Genomic DNA, 25099 nt, shown 5'->3' with positions numbered 1-25099 from the left:
CCATGAAGATCGCAGTTATCGGCGGTACCGGCCTGATCGGATCGAAGGTCGTCAAGAACCTGAACGCGGCGGGCCATGAGGCCGTGCCGTGCTCGCAGTCCACCGGCGTCGACATCATCGCCGGAACGGGTTTGGAGAAGGCGCTGTCCGGTGCCGAAGTCGCCGTCAACCTGACGAATTCCCCGACCTTCGACGACGCCTCCGCGGCGTTCTTCCGGACCTCGATGGACAACCTTCTGGCCGCCGCCCACAAAGCCGGTGTGCGGCACGCCGTCATTCTGTCGATCGTCGGCGCGGAGCTGGTGCCCGAACTCGACTACTACCGGGCCAAGGTCCTCCAGGAAGACATCCTCAAGGCCGGGCCGATCCCGTATTCGATCGTCCGCGCCACCCAGTTCATGGAGTTCATGGACGCGGTTCTGTCCTGGACCACCGAGGGCGACACCGTCCGCCTGCCCGCCACCCCCATCCAGCCGATCGCCGCGCAGGACGTCGCCGACGCCGTCGCCGAAGTCGCCGCCGGCCCCCCGCTGAACGGCACCCGCGACATCGGCGGCCCCGACGTCTTCACCCTCGACGAACTCGGCCGGGTCACCCTGAGCGCGCGTTCCGACAGCCGTGAGGTCGTCCTGGACGACTCCGCGGGGATGTTCGCCGCCGTCCGCGGCGACGCCCTCACCACCAAGGGCGACGCCCGCCTCGCCCCCACCCACTACACCGACTGGCTCTCCTGACCCGGTCCCCTCGCGCGGCGGGGCTCCCACGCAACCGGCAAGCCCCGCCGCCCCCGGCCGAGATGTGGGTAAGCTCAGGCCGCTTTCATGTGGTTCCTTACTCACCCTGACCGTGCTGATGATGTCGGCAGGCATCCTCACCACCGCCTGCGGCGCCGACGGGGGCGGAGCGAGCGCCGCCACGAAACCGCCGTCGAAGGTCGAGGAATCACCCGAACCTTCCGCATCGACGGCAGGAAGCTCTCCCACCGCCCAGACGGCCCTGCAGCGGGCGCAGGAGGAGGCAGGCCGAGAACGGGCCGCGGCGGCTCCCAGCGGTGTTCCGGTCACGCCGGGGGAGGGCAAGGAGAGCGAGGTCTTCTCACATCCCCTGATGACCCGGGGAGACGTGACGGTCTTCAAGCCCGTTCGCAGCGGATCGGCCCTGACGGTGCCGGTGAAGATCACCAATCATGGCGACCAACGCGCGTTCTATGACGTCGCCGTCCGCGTCACCGGCCCGCAAGGATTCGATGCGACGGTGCGCATGAAGAGCGAAGTGGTCGGCCTGTATCCGGGGACTTCGTGGCCCACCGAACTCACCGCCCGGGATCCCGGGAGCCCCGTACCGGAGAACCCCCGGGTGGCCATCGTCAAGAGCACGAAGTCGCATCCCTTTGGCTGAGCCGGGTCAGGAGGTCAGGCCGCACCGGCCGTTGAGGAGCGACCGGCCCAGAGACGTGGCCGTGTGAATCACGGAGTTGCGGTGGCGTCGGCTGGTGATCAGCCCGGCTTCGCGGAGGACGGCGGCCTGGTGGCTGGCCGTCTGCAGGGGGGTGCGGATGCGCTGGGCGAGTTGGGTGGTCGTGCAGGCGCTCACGGCCACGGCCTCCAGCACGCGGGCGCGGGTCGTGCCCAGCAGGGCGGAGAGGGCCTGTTGTGACGTCGAACGGGTCGGAGCCAGCCAGTTGAGGTCACGTTCGACGGGATAGATCAGCACCGGAGGCAACCCCGTGTCGAGCAGGGTGGTGGGGGCGCCCCAGCAGAAGAACGACGGCTGGAGGACCAGGCCACGCCCGTCCAGATGGATGTCGTGATCGGCGGGAAAGGCCAGTTCCAGTACCGGGTAGCTCCAGGAGGCCGAGGGGTGCAGCGTGGCGAGCACGCCTTCCCAGCCGCGTTCGGTGAGGGCCCGCACGCGCCGGGAGCGATCGTGGTCCACCTGTGCCTCGACGCGGCTCCAGAAGGGGTCGAGCATCGTGGCGAAGTATCCGGTGACCGCGTCCGCCACGAGTGCCACGGCCTCGGGCGCCCCCTCCGCGAGCCCGCGCGTCCATCGCGGGAAGGGGCGCCCGGGGTGCCGCCGGGCAAGCTCCGCCAGATCGTTGCGTAATCGCGTGCGCGGAGTGCGCCGCAGGGCTTCCGCACCGGCGGACAAGGAGGAACCGGTGCCCGCGGGGGTCAGGAAGTCGACGGCATAACCTCTCAGCGGCGCCAGCGCGGAGAGCACCCGGGCCTCCGGACCCGCACGCCGGACGACGTCACGCTTCCACGGCCCGAAGGTCACGGCCCCTTCCTTGCGTCGCAGTCGGTACGAACTCAGCAGCACTTCCCACAGCGGATCAGCTCCCGTCGCCAGGGTGATCCGTGCCAGGTCGTCGCTGGTGAAATGAATCCTGAGCATGCCCCTGCCTTTCCGGCGTGGGGTGGTCGGGCGGTTCCCCCTATGCGCTGACCTCCCTCTTCCCACGTCCGTGGGAAGACGTTGCCGCTGTCGCGGCCGCTCGGACAGTCTTGTTTCGGCCCTTATGGGGGTGCCCGTTCGAAGTGCGAAGAACGGTCCGAGATCATCACTGACAGGAGAAATCGCATGTTTGGTCGATCCATGGCCGTGCTCGCCGCCGCGGCGGGGCTCGCCACCGCGGCGGTCGTGGCCGCGCCCGTCGCGCAGGCCGCGCCGTCCGGCTGTAGCTCGGGTGCGCTGTGTGCCTACGCGGGGGCGAACTACACCGGCGGCACACCGCAGCGGGTCTGGGAGGACAACGACAACCTCACTCAATACGCGTACTTCTACTACATTCAGGGCGGTTCGCTGTACAACAACGGCACACAGTGCAATGTGACCGTCTACACCGGCACGTACCACGGCGGCGTCGGCTACCGGCTCAACCGTGGCACGGGATGGGCGACCATCGGCTCCAACCTGCCGCACATCTCGTCCAACTACTGGTGCTGATCGGCGAATCCGCGCCATGAGGAACCGAATCAACGCCGCCTGCGCGACGCTGCTCCTCGGGGTCCTGGGTGTCGCCGGATGCGCCAACTCCGGCGGCACCCCCTCCGACCCCGTGCTGCCGCGCCCCTTCGGCGGAGCCCTCTCCTACGGTCCGCACGCGAGAGAAGCCCTGCACGCCGCCAACGAGCGCCTCATCGCCGACTGCATGCGGCAACGTGGCCAGGTCTACAAACCGGAGGGTCTCGCGACCGGCCGTACCGACCCCCAGGACAGCAATCCGTACGGGCTCCTCACCACCGACCAAGCCCGCCAGGACGGTTACGGCATCACCAGTGCGCAGCTCAACACGCGGATGCCCCGTGACCCCAACAAAGCCCGCTCCGGTGAACGCGAGTGGCGCGAGGCCCTGCTCGGGACGACGCCGCACCGCGTCCATGTCCGGCTGCCCGGGAAGCAGGAGTTCTTCTACAACACCGACGCGTGTCTCACCAAGGCCCGCGAGAAGCTGTACGGAGCCGACTACGAGCGCCTCTACAACACCTACCAGGTGATGGCCAACCAGGTCGTGTCCGCCGTACACAAGGATTCCCGATACCTGAAGGCCCAGCACCGATGGAGCAGTTGCATGCGCCACGCGGGCGTCCGGGCCGGCACGCTCGACGATCCACGGACCTCCGTGGGCGACCGGCTCCGTCGAGCCGTGGCGGACCGGGGCGGGCTCCGCACCGTCGCCCGCCACGAGCTGAGGCTCTCCCGGCAGGACGCGGACTGCCAGCGGGAAACCGGTCTCGCGCGGACGGTCACGGAGGCGCAGAAGCGCGCGGAGAAGGCGGTGGCGGGCGACCGGCGGCCCGGCCTCGTACGGCTGCGCACCCTGCGGGACGCGGCCGTACGACGCGCCACCGACACCTAGTCGGACCTGGTCAGGCCGGTCCGTCTCCGGCGGCCACGAACGCGTCGATGGCGGCGAACGTGGCGTCCGGCGCCTCCCGCCAGGGGAGGTGGCCCGCTTCGGGGATCACCTCGAAGCGGGCGTCCGGGATGGCGGCGGCGTACGCGCGGCCGAAGTCGGGGGTGACCACGGCGTCGTCCTCGCCCCACACCGCCAGGGTGGGCACCGCGACGCGGCCGAGGCGGTGCAGCAGCTTCGGGTCGGCCATGGCCGGGCCGGTGTAGGCCAGCATGGTGCGGATGGCTTCCGGGGACGGGCCCGGGGTGTTGGGCGCCTGGGTCGGCATCCGCACCTCGTGCCCCGGGACCTGCGGTCCGATGGCCCCCATCAGTACCAGCCGCCCGATGCGGCGGCGGCCCCGGTCGCGTACGGCCATCTCGGCGGCGAGCCACCCGCCGAAGGAGCTGCCGAGGACCAGGACATCGTGCAACTGGAGGTCGTCCAGCAGGTCCAGATAGGTCTCCACGAGGGCGTCCACTCCGGCGAACCAGTCGGGCCGGGCGGTGTCGTCCCAGCCCGGGTGGGTGGGGGTCAGCACCCGGCGGCCGGCCGCGAAGTGGTCCGCGATCGCGGTCATGCTCGCCGGACCGGCGCCGCCGTGCAGCAGCAGGACGGGCCGTCCCTCGCCCACGTCCGTCAGGGTCAGCGGAAGGCCGGGATAGGGCTGGAGCGGTACAGGCGGGTGGGTGGTGGTCATCGGGTGTCGTCTCCTGATGCTGCGTATGAGGTGAAGCGGTCCCGCGCGCGGCGCAGGCCGTCGGGTCGGAGGAAGTCGTCGAGGTTGGCGGCCGAGACGGCGGCCTGGGTCTCGCTGCGCGGGAAGAGGGCCGTTTCGTAGGCGGTCAGCGCCGTCTCCAGGTCGTCGTGGGCGGCGATGGCCCGGGCGAGTTCGGCGCCGTCCAGCATGGCGAGGTTGGCGCCCGCGCCGGCGAAGGGGGACATCAGGTGGGCGGCGTCGCCCAGGAGGGTGACGCCGGGAACCCGGTCCCAGCGGTGTCCGATGGGCAGGGCGTAGAGCGGCCGGGGTACGAGGGGGCCGTCGCTGTCGGCGATCAGTGCGCGCAGCGTGTCGTCCCAGTCGGGGAAGAGGTCCAGGACGCCCTTCGTGGCGTCATCCTCCGCATCGGCCCACGCCTCGGGCACCTTGACGGTGCTGTAGACGCGGATGCGCTCCCCGCCGATGCGCTGCGCGATCACCCCCTTCTCGTCCCCGAGGGCGAACATCGTGCCGTGGCCGACGCGTGCGGCGAGGGCGCGGTGCCGGGTGTCGACGTCCTCCAGCTGTCCGTCCATCAGGGTCACCCCGGAGTAGACCGGCCGGGCGCCGGACAGCAGCGGCCGGACCCTCGACCAGGCCCCGTCGGCGCCGACCAGCAGGTCCGCCTCCACGGTCCCGCCGTCGTCCAGGGTGAGCGTGGGGCGTCGCATCGGGGCGACGGCGACCGCGCGCACCTTGCGTCCCCAGCGGACCGTCCCCCTCGGCAGCGAATCCAGCAGCAGCCCCCGCAGCGCGTACCGGTCGATCTCGGGGCGGTCGCCGCCGCCCTCCGGGGCGGGCTCGTGGAACAGGGTGGATCCGTCCTTGGCGAGCAGCCGCAGCTCGGCGCCCTCGGGGCGGCTGAGTGCCCGGAACTCGTCGAGCAGCCCGGCGGCGCCCAGCGCGCGCTGTCCGGACTCCTCGTCCAGGTCCAGCGTGCCGCCCTGGTCGCGGGTGGTCGGCGACGCGTCCCTCTCGTAGACGGTCGAGGCGATGCCGTGGGTGTGCAGGACGCGCGCCAGCGTCAGCCCGCCCAGCCCTGCTCCGACAATCGCGATGGTGGGCGCGGTGGTCGTACCCGTGGACATACGTCGCCTCCCCGGTGGAGCGGTTCCCTGTCATGCCGGATGGGAGGAGAGTAAGGGAACGAACATGTTCGTGGCAAACGTGTTCGTCACGAACGCGTTCCCGAGCGGATAGCATGAGCCCATGACAGGGAACTCCGCCGCGCGCCAGAGCCGCCGTGAACGTCCGGCGAAACCGGCCCTGACCCGAGACGGGATCGTCGCCACCGCCGTCGACCTCATGCGGGCCGAGGGGCTGGAGCGCGTCACCATGCGCCGGCTGGCGCGGGAGCTGGACACCGGGCCCGCCTCGCTCTACGTGTACGTCCGCAACACCGCCGAGCTGCACGCGGCGGTCCTCGACGAACTGCTCGCCGGGGTCGACCTGGGCCCGGCCGCCGCCGACGGCGACTGGCGCGAGCGGCTGGTGCGGATCCTCATGTCGTACACGGAGCTGCTGTTCGAGCACCCCGGCCTGGCCCGCTCGGCCGTGGCCGCGCGCCCCTTCGGCAAGAATTTCCTGAACCTCACGGAGGCGGTGCTGGCGCTGCTGCACGAGGGCGGCGTCGCGCCGGACCGGGCGGCGTGGCTGATCGACGCGCTGCTCCAGTTCGGCACCGCGACCGCCGCCGAGCACGCCTGGCGGGGCCCGGACGACGACCGCAACAACGAGGAGGACTGGGAGGCGATGGCCGCCGGGGTGATGGGCGCCTCGGAGCGGACCCATCCGCGCATCGCCGCTCTCGGCGCCCGGTTGCTCTCGGGGTCTCCCCAGGAGCGGCTGGTCTGGGGCTTCCACGTGCTGATCAACGGCGCGGCGCACACTCCCGTGCCGGATGTCCCGACGCCGCTGTAGGAGCGTCGGGACGTACGGGCTCTACTGGGTCCAGTAGCGCACGTTGCGGAAGCGGGCCTCGGCTCTGCCCGAACCGTGGTGATAGACGCCGTTCTTGAAGTAGCGAGTCGCCTCGCCCCGGTCCTCGGTGGTCAGGACCAGCTTGTTGTCGGCGTAGACCTTGATCGTTCCGGCGCTCGCGTCGTGGGCGACCTTCAGGTTCCACCACGTGTCGTAGATCCCGGTCTTGATGACCTCGTTCGTGTAGCGCTTGAGCGTGCCGCCGTTCGCGCTGGACGCCCGGAACATGATGTCGGTCGCCGGGGTCCCGGACGGGCGCCGGGTGCGCAGGATCTGCATGATGTCCGCGCCGTTGGTGCCGGACGGGACGTACACGTCCGCGTCCCACATGTGCTTGCCCGAGGTGTAGTCGTTCTTCCAGCGCATCTCGGTGCGTGGATTGGTCGAACTGCCTTCCTCGAACGGCTTGTCGGTGGCGTTCACCCACATGGTGTGGGTCTTGGTGCCGGAGTTGTAGCTGTAGCGCTCGCTGAGATCCAGGTTGTACGGCTTGTGCATGCTGTACGTGTACGACTTCCGCGTCCAGCCGTCGGTCGGGTCGGCCGCCGCCGTCGCCGTCGCTCCGTGCGCGGTCGCCGTTCCCGTCAGCGCGGCCATGAGCGCGCCGACGGCGACGCCCACCCTGACCCGCATGCGTAACGCGGGCATGTGCCCACCTCCAGTCGTCGTGGTCCGGACCAAGGCAACGTAGGGCCAGGGTGATGACGTGTCCATATCGATGAACGCGATTCTTCGTTTTCCCAGCTTCCGTTCACCCATGTGACCCTCACGCAGGTGACCCGACCGGTTGCTCACACCAGATCGTCTTGCCCGTGTGGGTGTGCCGGGTGCCCCAGCGCTGGGTGAGCTGGGCGACCAGCAGCAGCCCCCGGCCGCCCTCGTCGGAGAGGCGCGCCCGGCGCATATGGGGCGCGGTGCTGCTGGCGTCGGACACCTCGCAGATCAGTGTCCGGTCGCGGATCAGCCGCAGCTGAATGGGGCCCTCCGCGTGCCGGATGGCGTTGGTGACCAGCTCGCTCACCACCAGCTCGGTGACGTACGACGCGTCCGCGAGACCCCAGGCGTCGAGCTGTCGGCACGCCCACGAACGGGCCGTCGCCACGGTGACCGGGTCGGCCGACAGATCCCGTACGGCGTACCGGTCCGTGCCCAGGGCCTGGGTGCGGGCGATGAGCAGCGCGGCGTCGTCGGCCGGGTGGACCGGCAGCAGATCGCCGAGCACGTGGTCGCACAGCGCGTCGAGGGAGGGCGCGCGGTCGGCGAGCGTCCGGCACAACTCCGCCAGCGCGCCGTCCAGTTCGCGTTCCCGATCGCGCAGGCCCAGCAGCCCGTCGGTGTAGAGCGCGAGCAGACTGCCCGGCGGAAGCTCCACCTCCACCGCCTCGAACGGCAGATCGCCGAGGCCCAGCGGGGGACCGGCGGGCAGATCGAGCAGCCGCGCCCCGCCGTCCGGGGTGACCACGGCGGGCGGCGGATGGCCGGCCCGGGCCAGCGAACAGATCCGGGAGACCGGGTCGTAGACCGCGTACGTACAGGTGGCGCCGAGAATCGCGGGATCACCGGGGGCGTCGTCGGGGCCACCGCGGGCGTCACTGCTCTCGGCCTCCGCCGCGAGCCGGATCACCACATCGTCCAGGTGCGTCAGCAGCTCGTCCGGCGGCAGATCGACATCCGCCAGGGTGCGGACCGCCGTGCGCAGCCGCCCCATGGTGGCCGCCGCGCCGATCCCATGGCCGACGACATCGCCCACCACCAGGGCGACCCTCGCCCCGGACAGCGGAATCACATCGAACCAGTCGCCCGCCAGCCCTGACCGGCCCCCCGCGGGCAGATAGCGGGACGCGGTCTCGACCGCCGCCTGCGCGGGAGTCCCCTGCGGCAGCAGGCTCTGCTGGAGACTGAGCGCGGCGGTGCGCTCGCGGTCGAAGCGGCGCGCGTTGTCCAGGCAGATGGCGGCCCGCGCCACCAGCTCCTCGGCCAGCAGCTGATCGTCCTCCGTGAACGGGTCCTTGGTCCGCCGGTAGAACATGGCGATGCCCAGCGTCATCCCGCGCGCCCGGACCGGCACCCCCATGATCGACTGGAATCCGTACTCCCGGAACTTCTCCGCCCGCGCGGGATCGCGGGCCAGCCAGTCCCGCATGTCCCGGTCCGCGACCCGATGCCGGGTCGACCGGCCCGTGGCCATGCAGCGCACCGCGGGCGTGTACGGCGGGTAGAAGTCCACCTCGCCCGGCTGCCGCACCGCCTCGGGCGCACCCTCGATGATCGACTGGTTCGCCGCCCGGCGCAGCGCCACCACCCCGGTGAACGGGCCCGGCTCATCGCCCTCGAGCAGCGTCTCCAGCAGATCGACGGTGACCCAGTCGGCGAGCCGCGGCACCACCGCGTCGGCGAGTTCCCGCGCGGTGCGCATCACGTCCAGAGTGCTGCCGATCCGGGTGCTCGCCTCGTTCAGCAGCGTCAGCCGCTCCCGGGACCGCACCTGCTGGGTCACGTCGGCGACCGTCGTGCAGAGCCCGAGCGTCTGCCCGTCCGCGCCGCGCAGGGCGGAGGCCGTGGCCAGGAGGACGCGATCCTGGTCCGGGTTCGAGGGCAGCCGCCCCCGCATCTCCCCGCTGAACGCGGCCTCGCCCGTCTCCACCACCTGCCGCAGCCGCCGCTCCCACGGCTCCGCGTCCGGCCCCGACAGCACCTCCGGTAGCCGCTTCCCCTTGCGTTCGGCCTCCGTGATCCCGGTCAGCCGCGTCATGGCGGCGTTCTGCCGGATGCACCTGAGGTCCGTGTCGTACATGGTCACGGCCACCGGGGAGCGGGAGAACAGCCAGTCCGCGACCGCCCGGTCCACCTCCCGCGGCAGCGGCCGGGCCCCCGCGGCGCCACCGCCCTCGATACCGCCCTCGATCGGCGCCACCAGCACCCACTGTCCCCGCGTGTCCCGGTCCATCAGCCGGTGCCCGGCGCCCCGCACCCGCAGCACCCGCCCATCGGCGCACCGCACCGACAGCCACCCCAGCCAGTCGTCCCGCTCCGGCGGCCCATCCCAGAACGGCGCCCCGCCCTCAAGCACCACCAGCTCCCCGACCCGCCGCCCCACGGCATCCCCGGCGGCATGCCCCAGCGCCCGTTCGGCACCGCGATTCCAGCCCGTGACGATGCCGAACTCATCGACCGTGATCACGGCGGTCCGCGGGGCCTCGGCGTTCATGCGCCCATCTCCTCGTTACCGAGCATGCACCCCCGGCCAGGGCCGTTCAAACGAGCGCGACCCTCTCGGCGGCTCGACCCCCGCATACACGGCCCCGGACGCGGAACCGGGTGCCCGGCCTAGCGGACGAAGAGACGGAGACCACCCGGACGGTGTGGTCCGCCCTGGAGGAAGCGATCGAGGAGCAGGGCTGGGCCGAGCGCACGCTGTACGCCCTGTTCGCAGGGGCCCGGCGGGGCCGGCGCCTAACCGAACGCGGCCAGGGCGACCGGCTGCCACTGGCGCCAAGTGCTCAGACGCTCCTCGTAGAGAGCGGCGACGTCGGTGAAGGACTTGCCGAGGAAGATCCTCAGCGGAGGCTTGTCCGCGTCGACGATCCGAAGGATGGCGTCGCGGGTCGCGCGCGGGTCGCCGACCTCGAAATCCGGTGCGGTGGCCGTGCGCACTTCGGCGTAGTCCGGGTGCTGCTCACTGTGCCGTGACCCGCGGTCCAGCCAGTCGGTGGCGTAGGGGCCGGGCTCGACGTTGGTGATGTGGATGCCGAAGGCCGCCACTTCTTGCGCCAAGGACTCCGACAATCCTTCGAGGGCCCATTTGGAGGCGTGGTACGCGCCGATGCCGGGGAAGGCACGTACGCCGCCCTCGCTGGTCACCTGAAGGATCCTTCCCGACCGCTGGGCCCGCATGAGGGGCAGCACGGCCTGCGTGACCCACACCGCGCCGAAGAAATTGGTCTCCATCTGAGCCCGGAGTTCGTCCTCGTCCAACTCCTCGACCATGCCGAAATGCCCGTACCCGGCATTGTTGACCGCGATGTCCAGCGAACCGAAATGCGAGTGGGCGAGCCGCGCCGCCGCATGCACCGCGCCGCGGTCGGTGACGTCGAGCTGAATCGGCAGCACCGCTCCCCCGTACCGCTCGACCAGAGGGGTGAGCCGGCCGACGTCCCGGGCCGTCGCCGCGACGTGATCGCCGCGTTCCAGTGCGGCTTCCGCCCACTCGCGGCCGAACCCCCTCGAGCTGCCGGTGATGAACCAGGTTTTCGCCATGGTTGCTGGCTCCTTACGGATGGTGCTTGCTGTTGCCGCTTCCATCGTGCTGCTGGTCGAGGTATTCCACCAGCGAAGGTCTCGCATGAAAGACATGCGCTTTCAGAATGTGTCAGGATGGCGGCATGGCCGACTTCACCCTCACCGGCCTGCGTGTTGTTCAGGCCGTGGCCGACACCGGATCGTTCACCGCCGCGGCCGACGCCCTCGGATACACGCAGTCAGCGGTGTCCCGTCAGGTGGCGGCGATGGAAGCCGCCGCGGGCGCACCGCTGTTCGTCCGGGGTGCTCGCGGGGTGGCTCCCTCCCCGGCGGGCGTGATGCTCGCCCGCCGGGCAGCGACGGTCCTCAGCGAGATCGATGCCGTCAGCACAGACCTCGCCGGGCTGGAGGACCATCTCGCGGGACGAGTCGCCATCGCGGCGTTCTCCTCGGCCGCCGCCGTGCTGGTCCCCAGGGCACTGGCCCGTCTCCGGAACGACCATCCGGGCCTGATCGTGGAGTTCGGCGAGGCCTCCTCGCCCACGCAACTTCGCCAACTCCGCGCTCACCGCATCGACGTCGCAGTGATCGGCGTGGGTCCGGACCTCCCTGCTTACCAGTTGGAGGGACTCCGCCACGACCTGCTCCTGGACGGCGGCCTCCTGCTCGCCGTCCCCGCGAACCACCGGTTCGCCGGACGCGGAACCATCCCGGTGGCCGAGCTGAGGGACGAGCCCTGGATCGTCGGCAAGGGCCTCCGCGGCGACCCCCAGTTCGGCGCCTGGCCCACCCTCGACCACCCGCGGATTGCCTACGCCGCCCGTGAATGGCCCACTCGCTTCGGCCTGGTCGCCACCGCTCTCGGCATTGCCGTACTCCCCGAACTGGCCGCCGCCGCGGTCCCCACCGGCGTCCGTACGGTCCGCGTCGACGACCCTGCTTGGTTTGGCCGAGCCGCTGTCGCCGTCACGGCCCGCGACCGGTCTCCGGAGGTGACGGCCACCATGGCGGCGCTCCGTCACGAGGCCGCACAGCTTCGTGCGGCACCGTAGCGCCGGGGCCCGGCTTGGTCTCCAGCGCGGTTTCGTGATCTACCCGGTGGGTTCGCTGGTGGTTCGTCGTGATCACGCGGTGGCCGTACCCGTTCCCGGCCGGGTACGGCCACAAGATCGCGAAGTCAGACTGGAGTATTGGCCGCCCATGACGCCAAGAGGGCTAGACCGTCCGCGGTCGCCGTGCCGGCGGACGCGGTGTAGACGTTCAGGAGCAGGCCAGGTTCGGCAGGCATCTCCATCGACTCGACGTCCAGGTCGAGTTGGCCCACTACCGGATGGTGCACACGCTTGCGTCCGGACCGGTGGAGCCGAACGTCCTGAGATGCCCACCGCTGCCGAAATAGTTCACTGCGTGTTGACAATTCACCGACTAGGGCGATCAGCTCCTCGTCGTGCGGATTGCGGCCGACTTCCATGCGTAGCTTCGCGGCCACATCGCAGGCGATTCGCTCATAGTCGACGAAGAACGTTTTTGCCGCTTCGGGATCCAAATACACGAACCGCGCGGTGTTCGCCGGCCGTCGCGTGTCGGCCAGCACCGGTGAATACAGCGCGCGGGCAAGTTGATTCATGGCCAGGACGTCATAACGGCCGTTGCACATCCAAGCCGGCGCATCGGTGATGGCGTCGAGCACCTGCTGAAGCGCCGGACGCACCGTCACGGCGGGTCGCCGGCGGCGTGGACCGCCGGGCGCCCTGGACTGCCGCGCAAGGTGGAACAGGTGATCGCGCTCGGCCTCGTCAAGTTGCAAGGCAGAGGCCAACGCGTCGAGCACCCCGTCGGAGGTGCCGGTGAGGCTGCCGCGCTCCATACGCACGTAGTAGTCGACCGATACCCCTGCCAGTAGAGCTACCTCTTCGCGACGCAGACCTTTGACCCGGCGGTTGCCGCCGTAGGCGGGCAGTCCGGCCCGCTCGGGCGCGATCCGCGCGCGACGCGAGCTCAGGAACTCTTTGATCTCAGTGCGCAGATCGATCGTGGCCACCCCTTCACCCTAGGCCCTGTCCGCAGGCGAAGGGAGGTACTGCTGGTACCCCGACGACCGCGTTGAGACCCGACTTGGAGGTGTTCAGGGGGGCTCGTCGGCCACTGGCAAAGCCTTGCGCGGACGCCTAGGTACCTGATGCGGTCGTGGCGATGCCGCCGTCGCTCGGGATGATGGTGCCCGTGACGTAAGCTCCGGCCCGGCTGGCGAGGAACACGGCGATACCTGCCATGTCGTCGTCACGGCCGAGCCGACGCAGAGGGGCCTTCGCCGCGATCGTGTCGCCGATGGCATCGAGCGTGGACGCCATCATCTGCGACGGGAACGGTCCTGGGGCCACCGCGTTCACCGTGACGTGCTGGGGGCCCAGTTCCCTGGCAAGCACTCTGGTGAGTTGATGGAGTGCCGCTTTGCTGCTGGCGTACGAGTAGTTGGGCGACTCGGCGACGTGGATGGCGGCGATACTGCCGATGTTGATGATCCGCGCGGGATCATCGGCGGTGCCCGCCCTGCGAAGTGCGGGGAGCAGCGCCTGCACCAGCCAGAACGGCGACTTGAGGTTGAGGTCGAGCACTGCGTCCCAGGCCTCGTCCGGGAACGTCTCCAGCGGCTCGCGCCACATCGCTCCCGCGTTGTTGACGAGGATGTCCAGGCGTTCCGAGTCGCCCTTGACAAGATCAGCGAGGCGCTGACACTCGTCGTAGCTGGACAGGTCGGCGGGGAATGCTTGAACGTCGCCGAATTCGGACAGCAGATGCTGTGCCTCCGCGCACGCGTCTGCCTTGCGTGAGCTGATGATGACGCGGGCGCCCGCCTGCAGAAGGCCGCGCGCTATCATCATCCCAATGCCCCTGGTGCCGCCAGTGACAAGTGCGTACTTTCCACTCAGATCGAATAGGTCTGCGTGAGTGGTGAACTGGTTGTCCGCCATTGGTCTTCGTCCCTTCTGCCGTGGAATTTGTGCTGACACGGATCCATTACTTCTCCTCCGTGCAGCTGGGAGCCGGCTCCAACAGGTTGACAGGCGTCCTGGACATCTGGGAGACCCTGGTGATACAGGTACTGCGAGAGCCCCCCTTGCCTGGTGCGCCGGCTCACGCTGCAACAATCCCCTCCTGCACAGTCAGTTCGAGGCGACGGTTCAGGTCGCGGCGATTCATCAGTGGCTGGGATTGGCGCGCAGCGGTGTGTATGGGATTGCACCTTCCGTAGCGGCATGTGGTCCGGTGGACTTACGTCCCGATGCCTTGAGGAAAGGTCCCCGCTCATGCGTTCGTCTTTCATGCCACCCCGCCAGGTCAAGATCGGTGACGCGGCGGCCTTCACCGGCAGCACGCCACGGGCGATTCGCCATTACCACGAGATCGGCCTGCTCCCCGAGCCTGAGCGGGGCGGCGATGACCGCCGCCGCTACGGGTACGAGGACATGATCCGCTTGCTGTGGATTCGCAAGATGGCCGACGCCGGGATCGCCCTGGACGACATCCGTGACGCCTTTACCACCGGCACGGCTTCCGCCGGTGCGGACAGCGGAGAAGGTATCGCGGGCATCCTGGAGCGGTTGGAGGAAACCCTCGCCGAGCAGGAGGCGGAATTGCGGCGGCAACGGACCGCCGTGCAGCGGATGCGCACCGAAGGCAGCCGGATGGGCCTGCTCTCCGACGTCGTCACCGAACGCCTCAAGGGCCTGCCCGAGAGCTCCCTGCGTCAGGCGGACCTGGACAGTCTGCTGGTCACTGAGCGGATCTTCGGCCCGCTCGGCGCGGCCGTCCAGGCGACCCGCTTCGTCGTCCTGGCCACGCATCCCACTCTGCGGGAGGATTCCGACCGCATCGATGACGCCGAGGAGGCACTCGATGACAGCGTCGCCGTCGATGATCCACGGGTGGCTCAAGTGGCCGTCCAGCGGCACGCCTTCGAATGCGCCCTGCAGGCCGTCATCGAGGAGTCCGGCCTGGATAAGGACGACGATGCCCTCTTCGACGACTGGGACACTCTGCACCCTGCCACCGCCGATGACGGCGAGGACGAGGCCGGCCTCAGCTCTGGCAGGCGGGAGGCTGACTCCATGAGCGCGTTCGAAGCCACCGGCAAGATGCCCTACGACTTCTCCCCAGCCCGCCTGCGCTGTATGGAACTGGCCGAAGAACTATCCGCCCAAGACTCACCCACTACCTGAAACACGGTCCAGCGGCCGAGTCGGACCATGGTGTCGAACGCCTGCGGGTGCTGTCGCCTCCCCGCCCCGGCCTGGAGCGGTCCTGCCGGTACAAACGGCGTACGGTCGGCAACTGGATGGGCCCCCGCGCAGGCGGCGCATCGCCGAGCGCCTGCTGTCGGCCCGCGCCGGGCGTCGGCCGCCGAAGGCGAGGCTGCGGACCGAATGCCTGGGTCTACTGATGCACGGCGCGTACGCCGAGCGTCACCGCGATGCTGCGTGAGCGGCCATGCAACCTCAACGGCCGGGGCACGGGCCCCGGTCAGCCGCGGTGGCTCAATACGTTGACCACCCGGCCGTTGGGGTCACGGACGAAGAACCGGCGCACTCCCCACGTCTCGTCCTGCAACGGGTGCACGATCTCGGCGCCGCTCTCTCGCATCGCCGCATATGCCGCATCCACATCGTCCACCTCGACGCTCATGTCGGGCACGACGGGCGCGGTCTCGTCGTGACTCATGAAGGTCACCTGCGCCGTCGGGTTGGAGGGGGAGGCGAGCGTCATGACCCAGCCAAGGTTCATGACCTCCTCGAAGCCCAGGAGGCCGTAGAAGTCCCGGCTCTCCTCCATGGTCTCTGAACGGATGTCGGGCATGACCCGGCGGATGGACATGGGCGACTCCTGCTGACAGGCGTGAGCAAAGCCAGGTGCCTTGATCGGCGTGCTGCGAACCCTACGTGTGACCCATGCGGGTTGTCGTCAGGTTGCGGTCCGTCGATCGCGCTTGACGTTCCGGCGCAGGTGGTCGATGAGCTCCGCCGCACTGACACACGCGCCCGCCGCGGCCACCACCGACAGCCACACCGGTCCGTGGCTGTGCAGGTTGTCCACGAGGTACGCGCCGAAGAACACGGTGCCGGCCGCGGACCGCACGTCGTACCGCCGCCACCAGTGCTGGCGGGGTGCCTCCGCCGCGGCGAGCTGACGCGCGTAGGCCGCCACGGGCCCGAATTCCTCCTCGGGCTCGCACCCGGTTTCCGCGAGGTGGCGGCTCGCTTCCCGGGTGAGTTCGGCCGCGCGTGCCCGGGGGAGGGCGTGGCGCCCTACCAGGAGCTGCGGCAGCTTCCGCAGCCACGCTTCGGACGGCAGCCGCTCCGGGGCGGGGGCGGGTGGCGGGTCGTAGAACAGCGCCCACGCGGGGAGCAGGACGCCCAGCACGCAGATGGCGGGGGTCGGCACGTGTGCGATCACGGTGCCGGGCCCCGCCATCAACGCGACAGCGGCGAGGATGATGGCGACGGCGGTCGCCAGCCCGCAACCGGCCGCGCGGATACGGGACCCGGCGTGCAGGGCGAGCTTCGCGCCGTGCAGGGCCGCTACGCCGACGGCGATGGCGGCGCAGCCGAGGAGGGCGGCGGCGGTGAGATCGACCATGAGGCCGTTGACCACAAGCTCGTATGCCCCGACCGCGAAGGTCATCAAGCCCCACTGCGTGGTCACGTCGATGGCGTAGTCGGCGGTCGTCCGAGCGTCGGGGTCACGTCGTGCCCGTACGCCGGCGGGAAGCCGCTCGCCGGCCACGACCTCGGCGAAGTCGTCCGGACTGCCGAAGGCGTCCTCCGGATGTTCTCCGCTCTCCGCGCAGTGCGCGGCCACTTCCGCCAACACGCTGTCGCACACGTCCTCTGCTACGGATCGCTCGGCGAGAGCGATCCGGGTCCGTAACTCCCACGTGTCTGCCGTGTCTGCCGTTTCGCTCATCGCAACTCCTGCTGGGTGTGGCTCATGAGCCGGTCCATCGCGGCGGAAAATTCCTGCCAGTGCGCGATCTCGTCCCGCAGCCCGGCGCGGCCGGCCTCGGTGAGCCGGTAGACCTTGCGCCCCGGCCCGCCCTCGCCGGGCTCCCAGCGCGATGCGACCAGGCCGTCGGTTTCCATCCGGCCGAGTACGGGGTACAGGGCTCCGCCGCGCACCGTCCCCAGGCCGTGTTCCGCGAGCCGTTGCACCAGTGCGTACCCGTGCCGATCGCCCTCGGCCAGGACGGCGGCCACGCTCAACTGCAAGGTCCCGCGCAGCCATAGGGCCGATGGATCCGATGAGTCCGTGCGCGCCATCTGCCCTCCCGGCCGACTACTCGCGATCTGTGACTAGTTTCGTTTCAGAGTAGCGGGTCTGGCGGATCGTCGGGTGCATGATCAAAGCTAGGTGCCGTGGACGGAGTTACGGACGGCACGGTCCTCGCCCTGATCGGCGTTCTACTCGGGACGGCGGGGACCCTCATCGGGCAGCACCTGGCGAACCGCGTCGAGGTGCAGCGGGACCATCGACACCGCGCGGATGTGGCGCGGGCGGAGCGCAAGGAGGCCATATCGGGGTACTTAAAGGCGGTCCAGCGGGTCGAGCTGATCCTTGACCGCCGAAAACTCGACATGCCGACGCTCGACGACCCGGAGGACGTGAAGCTGCACGATTTGTGGCTGGCGAAGAAGGCGGTCGAGCTGGTGTGTTCCGCGCAGGCCGCACAGGCCGCGCACGACTACACCGTGGTGCTGCACGCGTTGATGCGCAACGAGAGCGAGCGGGGGCGGTCGCCGGTCAAGCGTGAGCGTCGCGAGGCGTTCATGGAGGTGGCCCGGGACGAGCTGGAGAGCGGCCGCGCCCGCATCAGGCGATGAATCTCTAATAATCTCCCTGATCTTCGGCGTGGACAATGCGAACCGAGGCGGTCGGCCTTCCCCCACACTGCCGCCGAGGAGGATGCATGACGTCCGCCCAGCCCGCCGAGCCCCTGACCTACCCCTTCGCGGCCGAGAAGCTGAACCTGGCACCGCTGTACGCCCAGTTGCGCCGCGAGGAGCCGTTGACCCGGGTCCAACTCCCGTACGGCGAACCGGCGTGGCTGGCAACCCGCTACGAGGACGCCCGGCTCGTCCTCGGCGATCCCCGGTTCAGCCGGGCGGCGGCCGTCGGGCGCGATGCGCCGCGCGTACGGCCTTACGCGCCCGGCCCCGGCACCATCAGCACGTTCGATCCGCCGGAGCACAGCCGGTTGCGACGGCTCGTGACGAAGGCGTTCACCGTGCGCCAGATCGACCGGTTGCGCCCACGCGTCCAGCGGATAGCCGACGAACTGGTCGACGCGATACGGGCCGACGGCGCACCGGCCGACCTGGTCGAGGACTTCGCCCTGCCCCTGCCGATCACGGTCATCTGCGAGCTGCTGGGCGTGCCGTTCGAGGACCGGGCCGACTTCCGGCTGTGGTCCGAGGCGTTCCTCTCCACGACGAAGTACACGCTGGAGGAGATCAAGGGCTACCGGACCCTGCTGCGGGACTACATGGCCGACCTCGCCGAACAACGGCGCACCGCACCGCAGGAGGACCTGCTCAGCTCCCTCGTCGCCGCGCGCGAGAACGACGACCGGCTGTCCGAGGACGAACTGCTCTCGCTGTCCGAGGCGATCCTCATCGCCGGTCACGAGACCACCGCCACGCAGCTCGCGAACTTCCTCTACGTCCTGCTCACCCAGCCCGACCACCTCGCCGCCCTGCGCGCGGACCTTGCCCTCGTACCGCAGGCGGTCGAGGAGCTGCTGCGCTTCACCCCGCTCGGCTCCGGCAGCATGCAACCGCGCTACGCGCGCGAAGACGTCGAGATGGGCGGGGTGACCGTACGGGCAGGGGAGCCGGTGGTCGTCGCCATCAACTCGGCCAACCGTGACGAGTCTGTCTACACCGACTCCGGCCAACTCGACCTGTGCCGCCGCGAGGCCACCCACCTCGGCTTCGGCCATGGCCCGCACCACTGCCTGGGCGCTCCGCTGGCCCGGATGGAGCTACAGATCGCCCTGCGGACGTTGCTTGAGCGGTTGCCGGGCCTGCGGTTCGCCGACGCCGAGCGGGACGTGGAGTGGAAGGTGGGCGTATCCACGCGCGGTGTGCGGAGGTTGCCGGTTACCTGGGAGGGGTGAGGGTGGTCAGGAAGGCCGACCAGGCGTCGGCGGGTATCTGGAGGTTCGGCCCGTCCGGGATCTTGGAGTCCCGGACGTGGACGGTGGCGGAGGTGCGGGCCACCTCGACGCACTGACCGCCACTGGAATCGCTGTAGCTCGACTTGTGCCAGTCGAGGGCGATCTCGACGCAGTCGCCGCCGCCGGAGTCGCTGTAGCTGCTCTTGAACCACACGAGTCTGCTCATAGCTCACCCATCAACCGCTCGATGACGTTCACGGATTCCTCCGGCCCGAGGGCCTGCGTGCGGATCATCGCATAGCGCCGTACAAGTGTGCCCACCTTGTCTGGCTTGGAGACCAGAATGCTCTCGCCATGGTTCTCCAGGTAAGCCACGGAGGTCTCGTCGGGCGTCTCGATCAGTTTCATCGGGCCACGCAGTCCCGCGTGCGTGGCGCGAGTCGATGGCATGACCTGGAGAGTCACGTTGGAGCGAGTCGCGCAGGTGACGAGGTGTTCGTACTGGTTGTGCATGACACCTGTGCCGCCGATCAGCCGCCGCAGTGCCGATTCCTCGATTACGGCGTGGACCAGGGCCATCGGCTTGCGATCGAACAGTGCCTTGCGGTCCATGCGGGCCGTGACAAGCTGCTCCAACTCATCTTGCTCGAACGGCGGGTAGTTGCTCTGGAGCAGGGCGCGGGCGTACTCCTCCGTCTGCAAGAGGCCGTCGATCACCTGCGTGCAGTATGACGACACGCTGAGTGCCTCCTGCTCTAGCTGCACGAAACCCTGGAAGAACTCCGGGTACCGCTCCAAGCGCAGGAATCCGATGGCCGCCCTCAGTATCCCGCCCGCGTCCAGTGCCTTCTCGGCCGCATCGATGAACTCGTCCGTAGGCGGCTTCGCACACGTCTCCACCGCACTCACCGCCGAGCCTGTGTAGTTCATCAGCTTGCCCAATTCCTCCTGCGTCAGCCCCGCGTGCTCGCGCAGAATCCGCAGCACAGCAGCGAAGTACTGCACGGTCGGCGGTGCAGACGGCTTCTTCTTGGCCTGTGGCATCATCCAGGCCACCTCCTCAACGCGGCTCAACGCCAATCAACGTCCGTTCGACCGGAGTTGTCGGCCGCCGCAGTCGACGTTCTGTTACTGGTGACGCTAGCCACCTGCACCGACAGTGGGGGCATGAACGCGCAAAGTCACGACGTAAATCCTCGCCATGGCTGGAAGCAGAGGTTTACGCCTGTACCCCCGTCCGTCCACCGCGCGCGGCACGCGGCCGAGGCCGAGCTGCGCGGCTGGGGCGTGGCTCCTGGCTCCGCCCTGGTCGCGCTGCTCGTGCTCTCGGAGCTGGCGACGAACGCGGTACGGCATGGCCGCGTACCCGGGAGGTACTACGAGGTGCGTATCGCATACGACGCAGAGAAGTTGGTCGGCATCGAGGTGTCCGACCCCGGCGATGGGCTGCCGGTGGTCGGCGACGCGGCGCCGGATGCCGAGCGCGGGCGCGGGCTGGCGATCGTGGAGGCGTTCGCCGAGGCGTGGGGGGTGCGGGAGCGCCTCGTCGGAAAGACCGTTTGGGCCCGCGTCCGCCTCTAGGCTCGCTGGCTGGGGACGCCGCGGGAACGGGCGCCGCGACCCCGTTCCCGCACGCCGCTGGGCGGCCTCAGGCCGCGGCGGGATCTCCCGGTCGGCATCCCAGCCGCGCGGCCTCGCGCATACCGTCGCTCGGCTTCGTCTCCGGCTTGCGCCCGCAGGCGACGACGCCCACCTCGGTCATCCGCCAGGTCACCACGTGGCCCGATGCGGCCTTGCCCCGGCCCGCGCAGCGGTACCGGAAATCGGCCTGGACCAGGGTGACCGCGCGGGCGGGGACGTAGCGGCCCGACGCCTCGGCCTCCTTCACGGCGTAGCCCGAGCGGTCATAGGCGGTGGTCCTGGCCGGCACCGCGTTGACGTCGCCGGCCAACTCGTCGGCGCGCAGCTTGAGATGCCGGGCGAGGGAGTGGATCACCCGCCGCTGCGGGAGCCTGCCCCCCGTCGTACGGACGGACCGGGTGTAGCGGGCGACTCCCGGACACGCCTGGAGCTGGCCTTCTCCCCCTTGTCGTAGTGGCGGGTCCGGCCCACGTCGGTCAGGACCGACTGCTGGGAGACGTTGAACCATTCGTAGCTGCCCTTGTCGCACGCCCGGTCGGCGTCCTTCTCGCCGTCTCCCCCGGAACAGCCCGCAACCCCTGTGGCCATCACCATGACCGCCATGGCGGTGCTCCACCTGCGCTTCATTCGTTCATCCCCGTTGTGTGTGCCGCGCTACCGCGGCCCGATCATGATCGTCGGACCATGGTCCACGGCTGGGGAGGGGCGGGCAAGGGCAGGTGGATCACGCCGTGCCCTCCAGGGCGGCGCGCCATACCGGGCTGTCGACGTAGTGGTTGTCGAAGCGCTCCGCGGACTCGGCGATCTCCTTCGGGTCCGCCTCCCCGCGCATCACTCGGCCGAGCAGGCGCAGGTAGTCGAACCGGCCCATGCCCGGGGTGAAGACGAACAGCGCGTCCGCCTCGGCGTCGGGCGCGGCGGCGAAGGCGTGCGGGGTGTGGGGAGGCACCGCCAGGAAGTCGCCCTCGTTCAGGACGGTGATCTCCTCGCCCACCAGGACCCGTAGCGAGCCGCTGATCACGAAGAACAGCTCCGTCGCCTTGGTGTGGAAGTGGGCGGGAGCCCCCACGGCCCCCTTGGCGAAGGTGGACCGGTAGCTCGTGAAACCGCCGCCCGGGCCCGCCGATTCGCCCAGCAGGGTCATCACGCTGCTGGGGTCGGCGCAGGTCTCGGCGTCCGCTCCGCGGGTCAGCAGCGCTGGAGTTCTCTCAGTCATGATCTGGACTCTACGGCGCGGATTGACCCATGGTCCGGGTCAATTCGCCACCGAAATCATGGGTCAATCGCCGGAGACCGACAGGGTGTAGCGCAGCTTCTCCTTGGCCTGGGCGCCCAGGCGTTCGTAGAAGCGCACGGCGCCCTCGTTCCAGGCGGGGGTGTTCCACTGGATCTCGGTGAGGCCCAGGTCCCGGGCGTGGGCGGTGACCGCGTCCATGAGCCGGGGGCCGTCGGCCGTCTACGCGTTGCTCCAGGACCTCGCCGTGGACGACGGCATGACGGTGCTGGACATCGGCACCGGCACGGGTGAGACCGCCGCGGCCCTGGAGCACCGCTGTGGCGGCGGGGTCACCACCGTCGAGGTGGACCCCGCCGTATCGCGGCAGGCGGGCGAACGGCTCCGCGCGGCCGGGTGTCGCCCGGCCGTCGTCGTGGGGGACGGGGCCGAGGGGTGCGCGGCCCGCGCTCCGTACGACCGGATCCTGGCCACCGTCGGGGTCCGGGCGCTTCCCGGGGCGTGGATCGAACCGAGGCGGAGTTCGTCACCGGGCAGTACAGCGCCCTCCCCTTCGTGCTGGGGCTCCGCGTACCGCGGTGCGTCCAGGTCGTGGCGGAGAAGGAGGACGACGGGGCGCGGCCGGTGTGGTTCTACGGGGTGGGTGACCGGTCCTGGGCGTGCGTGGTGTTCCGTGAGGACAAGAAGCAGGCGCGCGTCTGGCAGGCGGGGCCGCGCCGGCTGTGGGACGAGGTGGAGGGCGCGTATCGGTGGTGGAGGGGGCGGGGCGCGCCGGACCACACCCGGTTCGGGCTGACCATCACCCCCGAGGGGGCATCGGGTCTGGCTGGACGATCCGTCCGTGACCATGCTGTAAGCGGAACGGCCTGCTCCCCGTAACCTCGTGCCCGCCGGGACGCACCCGTGCTGTGTAACGCTGGGTTTCGGTCCGCGCGCCCAGCGCGGACCGAAACCCGAAGTGAGGCCACGGAGTGCAGAAGCCCCGATGGAAGAGCGTGGGGGGAGCACTGCTCCGGGTGGCGGCCGTGTGGGCGGTGTCGACGCTCACCATGCTGGCACTCGCGGGCATCCTGCCCGATTTCCGCTTGCAGGCAGCTGACGGCGACAGCGCGACGAGGATCGCGGTCACCGCCGCCAGCGGCGCCGGTGCGTTCGGTGTGCTGAGCGCGCTGGTATGGCCGCTGCTGGTACGGGCGTTGCTGCTGATGCCCGCGTTGGTGCTGGGGCTGCTGGTGTTCGTGCTGAACGGCTCGATGCTGCTGATCGCGATCAGCCTGATCCCCGACGGCCGGGGTGCGGTGGAGCCGGAGACGGCGGTCGTGGTGGCGGCGGTGATGTCGGCCGCGTCCTCGGCGACGAGCACGTTCCTGACGGTGCGGGACGACGGGGCGTACCGGCGCCGGTTGGCGCGGATCGCGGACCGTGAACGGCGCATCAGCGGCGAGGACGGGGGCCGGGAGCGGCCGCCGGGGACGGTGTTCCTGCAACTCGACGGGGTCGGGCACGCCGTGCTGCGGGACGCGCTGCGGCCACGGGACAACAAGCCGCCCGTCATGGAGACCGTGTCGACGTGGGTGGGCGGCACCCACACCGTCACGCCGTGGCGCACCGACTGGTCCAGCCAGACCGGCGCCAGCCAGCTCGGCATCCTGCACGGTTCGAACGAGGACGTGCCCGCCTTCCGCTGGTACGAGAAGAAGAGCGGGAAGGTGATGGTGAGCAACCGGCCGACGACCGCGGCCGTGTTGCAGCGCCGGGCCGCCGCCCGCGCCGGGCACGACGGGCTGCTGACGGTGGACGGGGCGAGCCGGGGCAACCTGTTCACCGGGGGCGCCGACGAACTGGCGCTGGTGCTGTCGGTCGCGGCGCGCCGCAGCAAGCGCAACCGCTCCCGCAGCGGCTACTTCGCGTACTTCTCCGATCCGGCCAACGCCACCCGCACCGCGGCCTCGTTCGTGGCCGAGGTGTGCCGGGAGATCTGCCAGTCCACGCGCGCCAAGCTGTGCCGTGAGACGCCGCGGGTGGGGCGTGGCGGGCTCTACCCGTTCATCCGGGCGTTCGCGACGGTCGTGGAGCGGGACGTGGTGGTGGCGGCGGTGAGCGGGGACATCCTGGCGGGCCGTACGGCGATCTACGCCGACCTGGTCGGCTACGACGAGGTGGCGCACCACTCCGGGCCGCGCAGCCGCGACGCACAGCAGGTGCTGGCCCGCCTGGACCGGTCGATCGCGCTGATCGCCAAGGTCGCGGAGCGGGCGCCGCGCGACTACCGCATCGTGCTGCTGTCCGACCACGGCCAGAGCCCGGGGGACACCTTCGCGGGGGCGTACGGGCTGACGCTGGAGGACCTGGTGCGCGCCGGGTGCGGGCTGCCGGTGCCGAGGGCGGCCGGGCGTACGGCGAGCGGCGCGGAGGCGCGCGAGGCGGGGCGGGCGGCGCTGCACCGGCCCGAGAAGGACGATGCCGAGAAGGACGATACGGACGAGGAAGCGGCCCGGCCGGTGGTGCTCGCCTCCGGGAATCTGGGGCTGATCTCGTTCCCCGACGTCCCCGGCCGGATGAGCCGCGAGGCCATCGACCGGCGGTATCCCGCCCTGCTGCACACCCTCGCCAACCATCCAGGGGTCGGCTTTCTGCTGGTGCGCTCCGAAACGGAGGGCGCGGTGGTGCTGGGGGCGAAGGGCGCCGAGCACCATCTCGACACCGGCCGGGTGATCGGGGAGAGCCCGCTCACGGCCTTCGGTCCGGGCGCCGCCGACGCCGTACGGCGGACCGCGCACTTCCGGAACACCCCGGACGTCATGGTCAACTCGGCCTATGACGCGGCGACCGGCGAGGTGTACGCGTTCGAGGAGCAGATCGGCTCGCACGGCGGGCTCGGCGGCGAGCAGGGCCATCCCTTTCTCCTGTGGCCGGTCCAGCTCTCCGCGCCCGTCGCGGCGGGGGAGGAGCTGGTGGGGGCGGAGCGGGTGCACACCGTGCTGCGGCGCTGGCTGCGGGAGGCGGACGGGCCGGAGGTTCCGACGCTGCCCGGCCCGGCTGGGCAGCGGGCTTTGGCGGCACGGGCTTTGTCTGACGGTTCGCCGGGTATCGCGAAGGAATCCCGGATTTCGGGTCCCATCGCCGTACCATTTCCGGTCGGTGACCGCGTCCTGCCGGACAAAGGCCGTTGATTTG

29 protein-coding genes and 1 pseudogene are annotated in these 25099 nt (G+C 70.2%); 13 read left to right on the top strand and 17 right to left on the bottom strand.

The annotated features are described in order from the left end of the window. Nucleotides 1–2: 2 nt before the first annotated feature. Nucleotides 3–734 (top strand): SDR family oxidoreductase, encoded by a 732-nt coding sequence (locus ACH4SI_RS07630; protein WP_398293675.1) that lies wholly within the window; start codon nucleotides 3–5, stop codon nucleotides 732–734. Between the two features lie 112 nt (nucleotides 735–846). Next, nucleotides 847–1398, top strand: a complete 552-nt coding sequence (locus ACH4SI_RS07625; protein ID WP_398293673.1) for a hypothetical protein — start codon at nucleotides 847–849, stop codon at nucleotides 1396–1398. 6 nt (nucleotides 1399–1404) lie between these two features. Here the strand turns inward: ACH4SI_RS07625 and ACH4SI_RS07620 are convergent, their stop codons facing one another. After that, nucleotides 1405–2397 (bottom strand): ArsR/SmtB family transcription factor, encoded by a 993-nt coding sequence (locus ACH4SI_RS07620; protein WP_398293671.1) that lies wholly within the window; start codon nucleotides 2395–2397, stop codon nucleotides 1405–1407. 186 nt (nucleotides 2398–2583) lie between these two features. On the opposite strand from ACH4SI_RS07620, the gene ACH4SI_RS07615 reads away from it, so the two are divergent. Both ACH4SI_RS07615 and ACH4SI_RS07610 read left to right on the top strand, forming a co-directional pair. After that, nucleotides 2584–2949, top strand: coding sequence for a peptidase inhibitor family I36 protein (locus ACH4SI_RS07615; RefSeq protein WP_398293669.1), 366 nt, complete (start codon nucleotides 2584–2586; stop codon nucleotides 2947–2949). A 16-nt stretch (nucleotides 2950–2965) separates the two neighbouring features. Further along, on the top strand, nucleotides 2966–3862 hold the full coding sequence (locus ACH4SI_RS07610) for a hypothetical protein (protein ID WP_398293667.1): 897 nt from the start codon (nucleotides 2966–2968) through the stop codon (nucleotides 3860–3862). Nucleotides 3863–3872: 10 nt separating this feature from the next. On the opposite strand, the gene ACH4SI_RS07605 is transcribed toward ACH4SI_RS07610, so the two are convergent. After that, complete coding sequence (locus tag ACH4SI_RS07605) at nucleotides 3873–4598, bottom strand: alpha/beta fold hydrolase (protein WP_398293665.1); 726 nt, start codon at nucleotides 4596–4598, stop codon at nucleotides 3873–3875. Next, on the bottom strand, nucleotides 4595–5746 hold the full coding sequence (locus ACH4SI_RS07600; RefSeq protein ID WP_398293663.1) for an FAD-dependent oxidoreductase: 1152 nt from the start codon (nucleotides 5744–5746) through the stop codon (nucleotides 4595–4597). The genes ACH4SI_RS07605 and ACH4SI_RS07600 overlap by 4 nt, the downstream gene beginning before the upstream one ends. A gap of 121 nt (nucleotides 5747–5867) precedes the next feature. On the opposite strand from ACH4SI_RS07600, the gene ACH4SI_RS07595 reads away from it, so the two are divergent. Further along, nucleotides 5868–6578, top strand: a complete 711-nt coding sequence (locus tag ACH4SI_RS07595; RefSeq protein WP_398293660.1) for a TetR/AcrR family transcriptional regulator — start codon at nucleotides 5868–5870, stop codon at nucleotides 6576–6578. Nucleotides 6579–6599: 21 nt separating this feature from the next. Here the strand turns inward: ACH4SI_RS07595 and ACH4SI_RS07590 are convergent, their stop codons facing one another. The 3 genes from ACH4SI_RS07590 to ACH4SI_RS07580 all read right to left on the bottom strand — a co-directional run bounded on the left by ACH4SI_RS07590 (nucleotide 6600) and on the right by ACH4SI_RS07580 (nucleotide 10895). After that, nucleotides 6600–7286 (bottom strand): polysaccharide lyase family 7 protein, encoded by a 687-nt coding sequence (locus ACH4SI_RS07590; RefSeq protein ID WP_398293658.1) that lies wholly within the window; start codon nucleotides 7284–7286, stop codon nucleotides 6600–6602. Between the two features lie 118 nt (nucleotides 7287–7404). Continuing rightward, nucleotides 7405–9846, bottom strand: a complete 2442-nt coding sequence (locus tag ACH4SI_RS07585) for a SpoIIE family protein phosphatase (protein ID WP_398293656.1) — start codon at nucleotides 9844–9846, stop codon at nucleotides 7405–7407. 245 nt (nucleotides 9847–10091) lie between these two features. Beyond that, nucleotides 10092–10895 carry an SDR family NAD(P)-dependent oxidoreductase gene (locus tag ACH4SI_RS07580; RefSeq protein WP_398293654.1) on the bottom strand — a complete coding sequence of 268 codons (804 nt, stop codon included), beginning with the start codon at nucleotides 10893–10895 and terminating at the stop codon, nucleotides 10092–10094. A 125-nt stretch (nucleotides 10896–11020) separates the two neighbouring features. Here ACH4SI_RS07580 and ACH4SI_RS07575 point away from each other — a divergent pair, with 125 nt between their 5' ends. Then, nucleotides 11021–11929 (top strand): LysR family transcriptional regulator, encoded by a 909-nt coding sequence (locus tag ACH4SI_RS07575; RefSeq protein WP_398293651.1) that lies wholly within the window; start codon nucleotides 11021–11023, stop codon nucleotides 11927–11929. A gap of 125 nt (nucleotides 11930–12054) precedes the next feature. Here ACH4SI_RS07575 and ACH4SI_RS07570 read toward each other — a convergent pair whose 3' ends face one another. Together ACH4SI_RS07570 and ACH4SI_RS07565 are read right to left on the bottom strand one after the other, a co-directional pair. Then, nucleotides 12055–12918 (bottom strand): helix-turn-helix transcriptional regulator, encoded by an 864-nt coding sequence (locus tag ACH4SI_RS07570; RefSeq protein WP_398293649.1) that lies wholly within the window; start codon nucleotides 12916–12918, stop codon nucleotides 12055–12057. Nucleotides 12919–13045: 127 nt separating this feature from the next. Further along, nucleotides 13046–13849: an SDR family oxidoreductase gene (locus ACH4SI_RS07565; RefSeq protein WP_398293647.1), complete on the bottom strand. Its 804-nt coding sequence runs from the start codon at nucleotides 13847–13849 to the stop codon at nucleotides 13046–13048. 336 nt (nucleotides 13850–14185) lie between these two features. On the opposite strand from ACH4SI_RS07565, the gene ACH4SI_RS07560 reads away from it, so the two are divergent. Continuing rightward, nucleotides 14186–15097 (top strand): MerR family transcriptional regulator, encoded by a 912-nt coding sequence (locus ACH4SI_RS07560; protein WP_398293645.1) that lies wholly within the window; start codon nucleotides 14186–14188, stop codon nucleotides 15095–15097. 301 nt (nucleotides 15098–15398) lie between these two features. On the opposite strand, the gene ACH4SI_RS07555 is transcribed toward ACH4SI_RS07560, so the two are convergent. From ACH4SI_RS07555 to ACH4SI_RS07545, 3 genes are all read right to left on the bottom strand, one after another. Continuing rightward, entirely contained in the window at nucleotides 15399–15749 is a 351-nt protein-coding gene (locus ACH4SI_RS07555; protein ID WP_398293643.1) for a VOC family protein, read from the bottom strand. 87 nt (nucleotides 15750–15836) lie between these two features. Continuing rightward, the gene (locus tag ACH4SI_RS07550; protein ID WP_398293641.1) at nucleotides 15837–16838 is read right to left on the bottom strand and encodes a hypothetical protein; all 1002 of its coding nucleotides are present in this window, start codon (nucleotides 16836–16838) and stop codon (nucleotides 15837–15839) included. Continuing rightward, nucleotides 16835–17191, bottom strand: coding sequence for a PadR family transcriptional regulator (locus tag ACH4SI_RS07545; protein ID WP_398293639.1), 357 nt, complete (start codon nucleotides 17189–17191; stop codon nucleotides 16835–16837). Before ACH4SI_RS07545 ends, ACH4SI_RS07550 begins: the two co-directional genes overlap by 4 nt. 96 nt (nucleotides 17192–17287) lie before the next feature. Here ACH4SI_RS07545 and ACH4SI_RS07540 point away from each other — a divergent pair, with 96 nt between their 5' ends. Further along, entirely contained in the window at nucleotides 17288–17752 is a 465-nt protein-coding gene (locus ACH4SI_RS07540) for a hypothetical protein (RefSeq protein ID WP_398293637.1), read from the top strand. 86 nt (nucleotides 17753–17838) lie between these two features. Continuing rightward, nucleotides 17839–19047: a cytochrome P450 gene (locus ACH4SI_RS07535; protein ID WP_398293635.1), complete on the top strand. Its 1209-nt coding sequence runs from the start codon at nucleotides 17839–17841 to the stop codon at nucleotides 19045–19047. Here ACH4SI_RS07535 and ACH4SI_RS07530 read toward each other — a convergent pair. Then, the gene (locus ACH4SI_RS07530) at nucleotides 19031–19273 is read right to left on the bottom strand and encodes a DUF397 domain-containing protein (RefSeq protein ID WP_398293633.1); all 243 of its coding nucleotides are present in this window, start codon (nucleotides 19271–19273) and stop codon (nucleotides 19031–19033) included. The two genes, ACH4SI_RS07535 and ACH4SI_RS07530, sit on opposite strands and share 17 nt — an antisense overlap. Then, nucleotides 19270–20094: a helix-turn-helix domain-containing protein gene (locus tag ACH4SI_RS07525; protein WP_398293631.1), complete on the bottom strand. Its 825-nt coding sequence runs from the start codon at nucleotides 20092–20094 to the stop codon at nucleotides 19270–19272. Before ACH4SI_RS07525 ends, ACH4SI_RS07530 begins: the two co-directional genes overlap by 4 nt. A 120-nt stretch (nucleotides 20095–20214) precedes the next feature. Here ACH4SI_RS07525 and ACH4SI_RS07520 point away from each other — a divergent pair, with 120 nt between their 5' ends. Beyond that, a complete protein-coding gene (locus ACH4SI_RS07520) occupies nucleotides 20215–20628 on the top strand; it encodes an ATP-binding protein (RefSeq protein WP_398293629.1) in 414 nt (137 codons plus the stop codon). A 67-nt stretch (nucleotides 20629–20695) separates the two neighbouring features. Here the strand turns inward: ACH4SI_RS07520 and ACH4SI_RS07515 are convergent, their stop codons facing one another. The 4 genes from ACH4SI_RS07515 to ACH4SI_RS07500 all read right to left on the bottom strand — a co-directional run bounded on the left by ACH4SI_RS07515 (nucleotide 20696) and on the right by ACH4SI_RS07500 (nucleotide 22123). After that, complete coding sequence (locus tag ACH4SI_RS07515) at nucleotides 20696–21043, bottom strand: hypothetical protein (RefSeq protein WP_398293627.1); 348 nt, start codon at nucleotides 21041–21043, stop codon at nucleotides 20696–20698. Then, the gene (locus ACH4SI_RS07510) at nucleotides 21040–21315 is read right to left on the bottom strand and encodes a hypothetical protein (protein WP_398293625.1); all 276 of its coding nucleotides are present in this window, start codon (nucleotides 21313–21315) and stop codon (nucleotides 21040–21042) included. Before ACH4SI_RS07510 ends, ACH4SI_RS07515 begins: the two co-directional genes overlap by 4 nt. Nucleotides 21316–21412: 97 nt before the next feature. Next, a complete protein-coding gene (locus ACH4SI_RS07505; RefSeq protein WP_398293623.1) occupies nucleotides 21413–21904 on the bottom strand; it encodes a cupin domain-containing protein in 492 nt (163 codons plus the stop codon). A 63-nt stretch (nucleotides 21905–21967) separates the two neighbouring features. Further along, a complete protein-coding gene (locus ACH4SI_RS07500; protein WP_398293620.1) occupies nucleotides 21968–22123 on the bottom strand; it encodes a GNAT family N-acetyltransferase in 156 nt (51 codons plus the stop codon). On the opposite strand from ACH4SI_RS07500, the pseudogene ACH4SI_RS07495 reads away from it, so the two are divergent. The 3 genes and pseudogenes from ACH4SI_RS07495 to ACH4SI_RS07485 form a co-directional block, all read left to right on the top strand. Continuing rightward, a pseudogene (locus ACH4SI_RS07495) lies at nucleotides 22122–22373 on the top strand (methyltransferase domain-containing protein); the annotation flags it as partial. The gene ACH4SI_RS07500 and the pseudogene ACH4SI_RS07495 overlap by 2 nt on opposite strands. Before the next feature lie 50 nt (nucleotides 22374–22423). After that, nucleotides 22424–22801, top strand: coding sequence for a hypothetical protein (locus ACH4SI_RS07490; protein ID WP_398293973.1), 378 nt, complete (start codon nucleotides 22424–22426; stop codon nucleotides 22799–22801). Nucleotides 22802–22893: 92 nt separating this feature from the next. Next, on the top strand, nucleotides 22894–25095 hold the full coding sequence (locus ACH4SI_RS07485; protein ID WP_398293618.1) for a phage holin family protein: 2202 nt from the start codon (nucleotides 22894–22896) through the stop codon (nucleotides 25093–25095). The last annotated feature ends 4 nt before the right edge of the window (nucleotides 25096–25099 follow it).

It is taken from the genome of Streptomyces sp. NPDC021212 (genome assembly GCF_044332925.1).
GTDB lineage: Bacteria > Actinomycetota > Actinomycetes > Streptomycetales > Streptomycetaceae > Streptomyces.
Note: the sequence above shows the minus strand (reverse complement) of the source record. Positions and strands in the feature narration are given on the sequence as shown.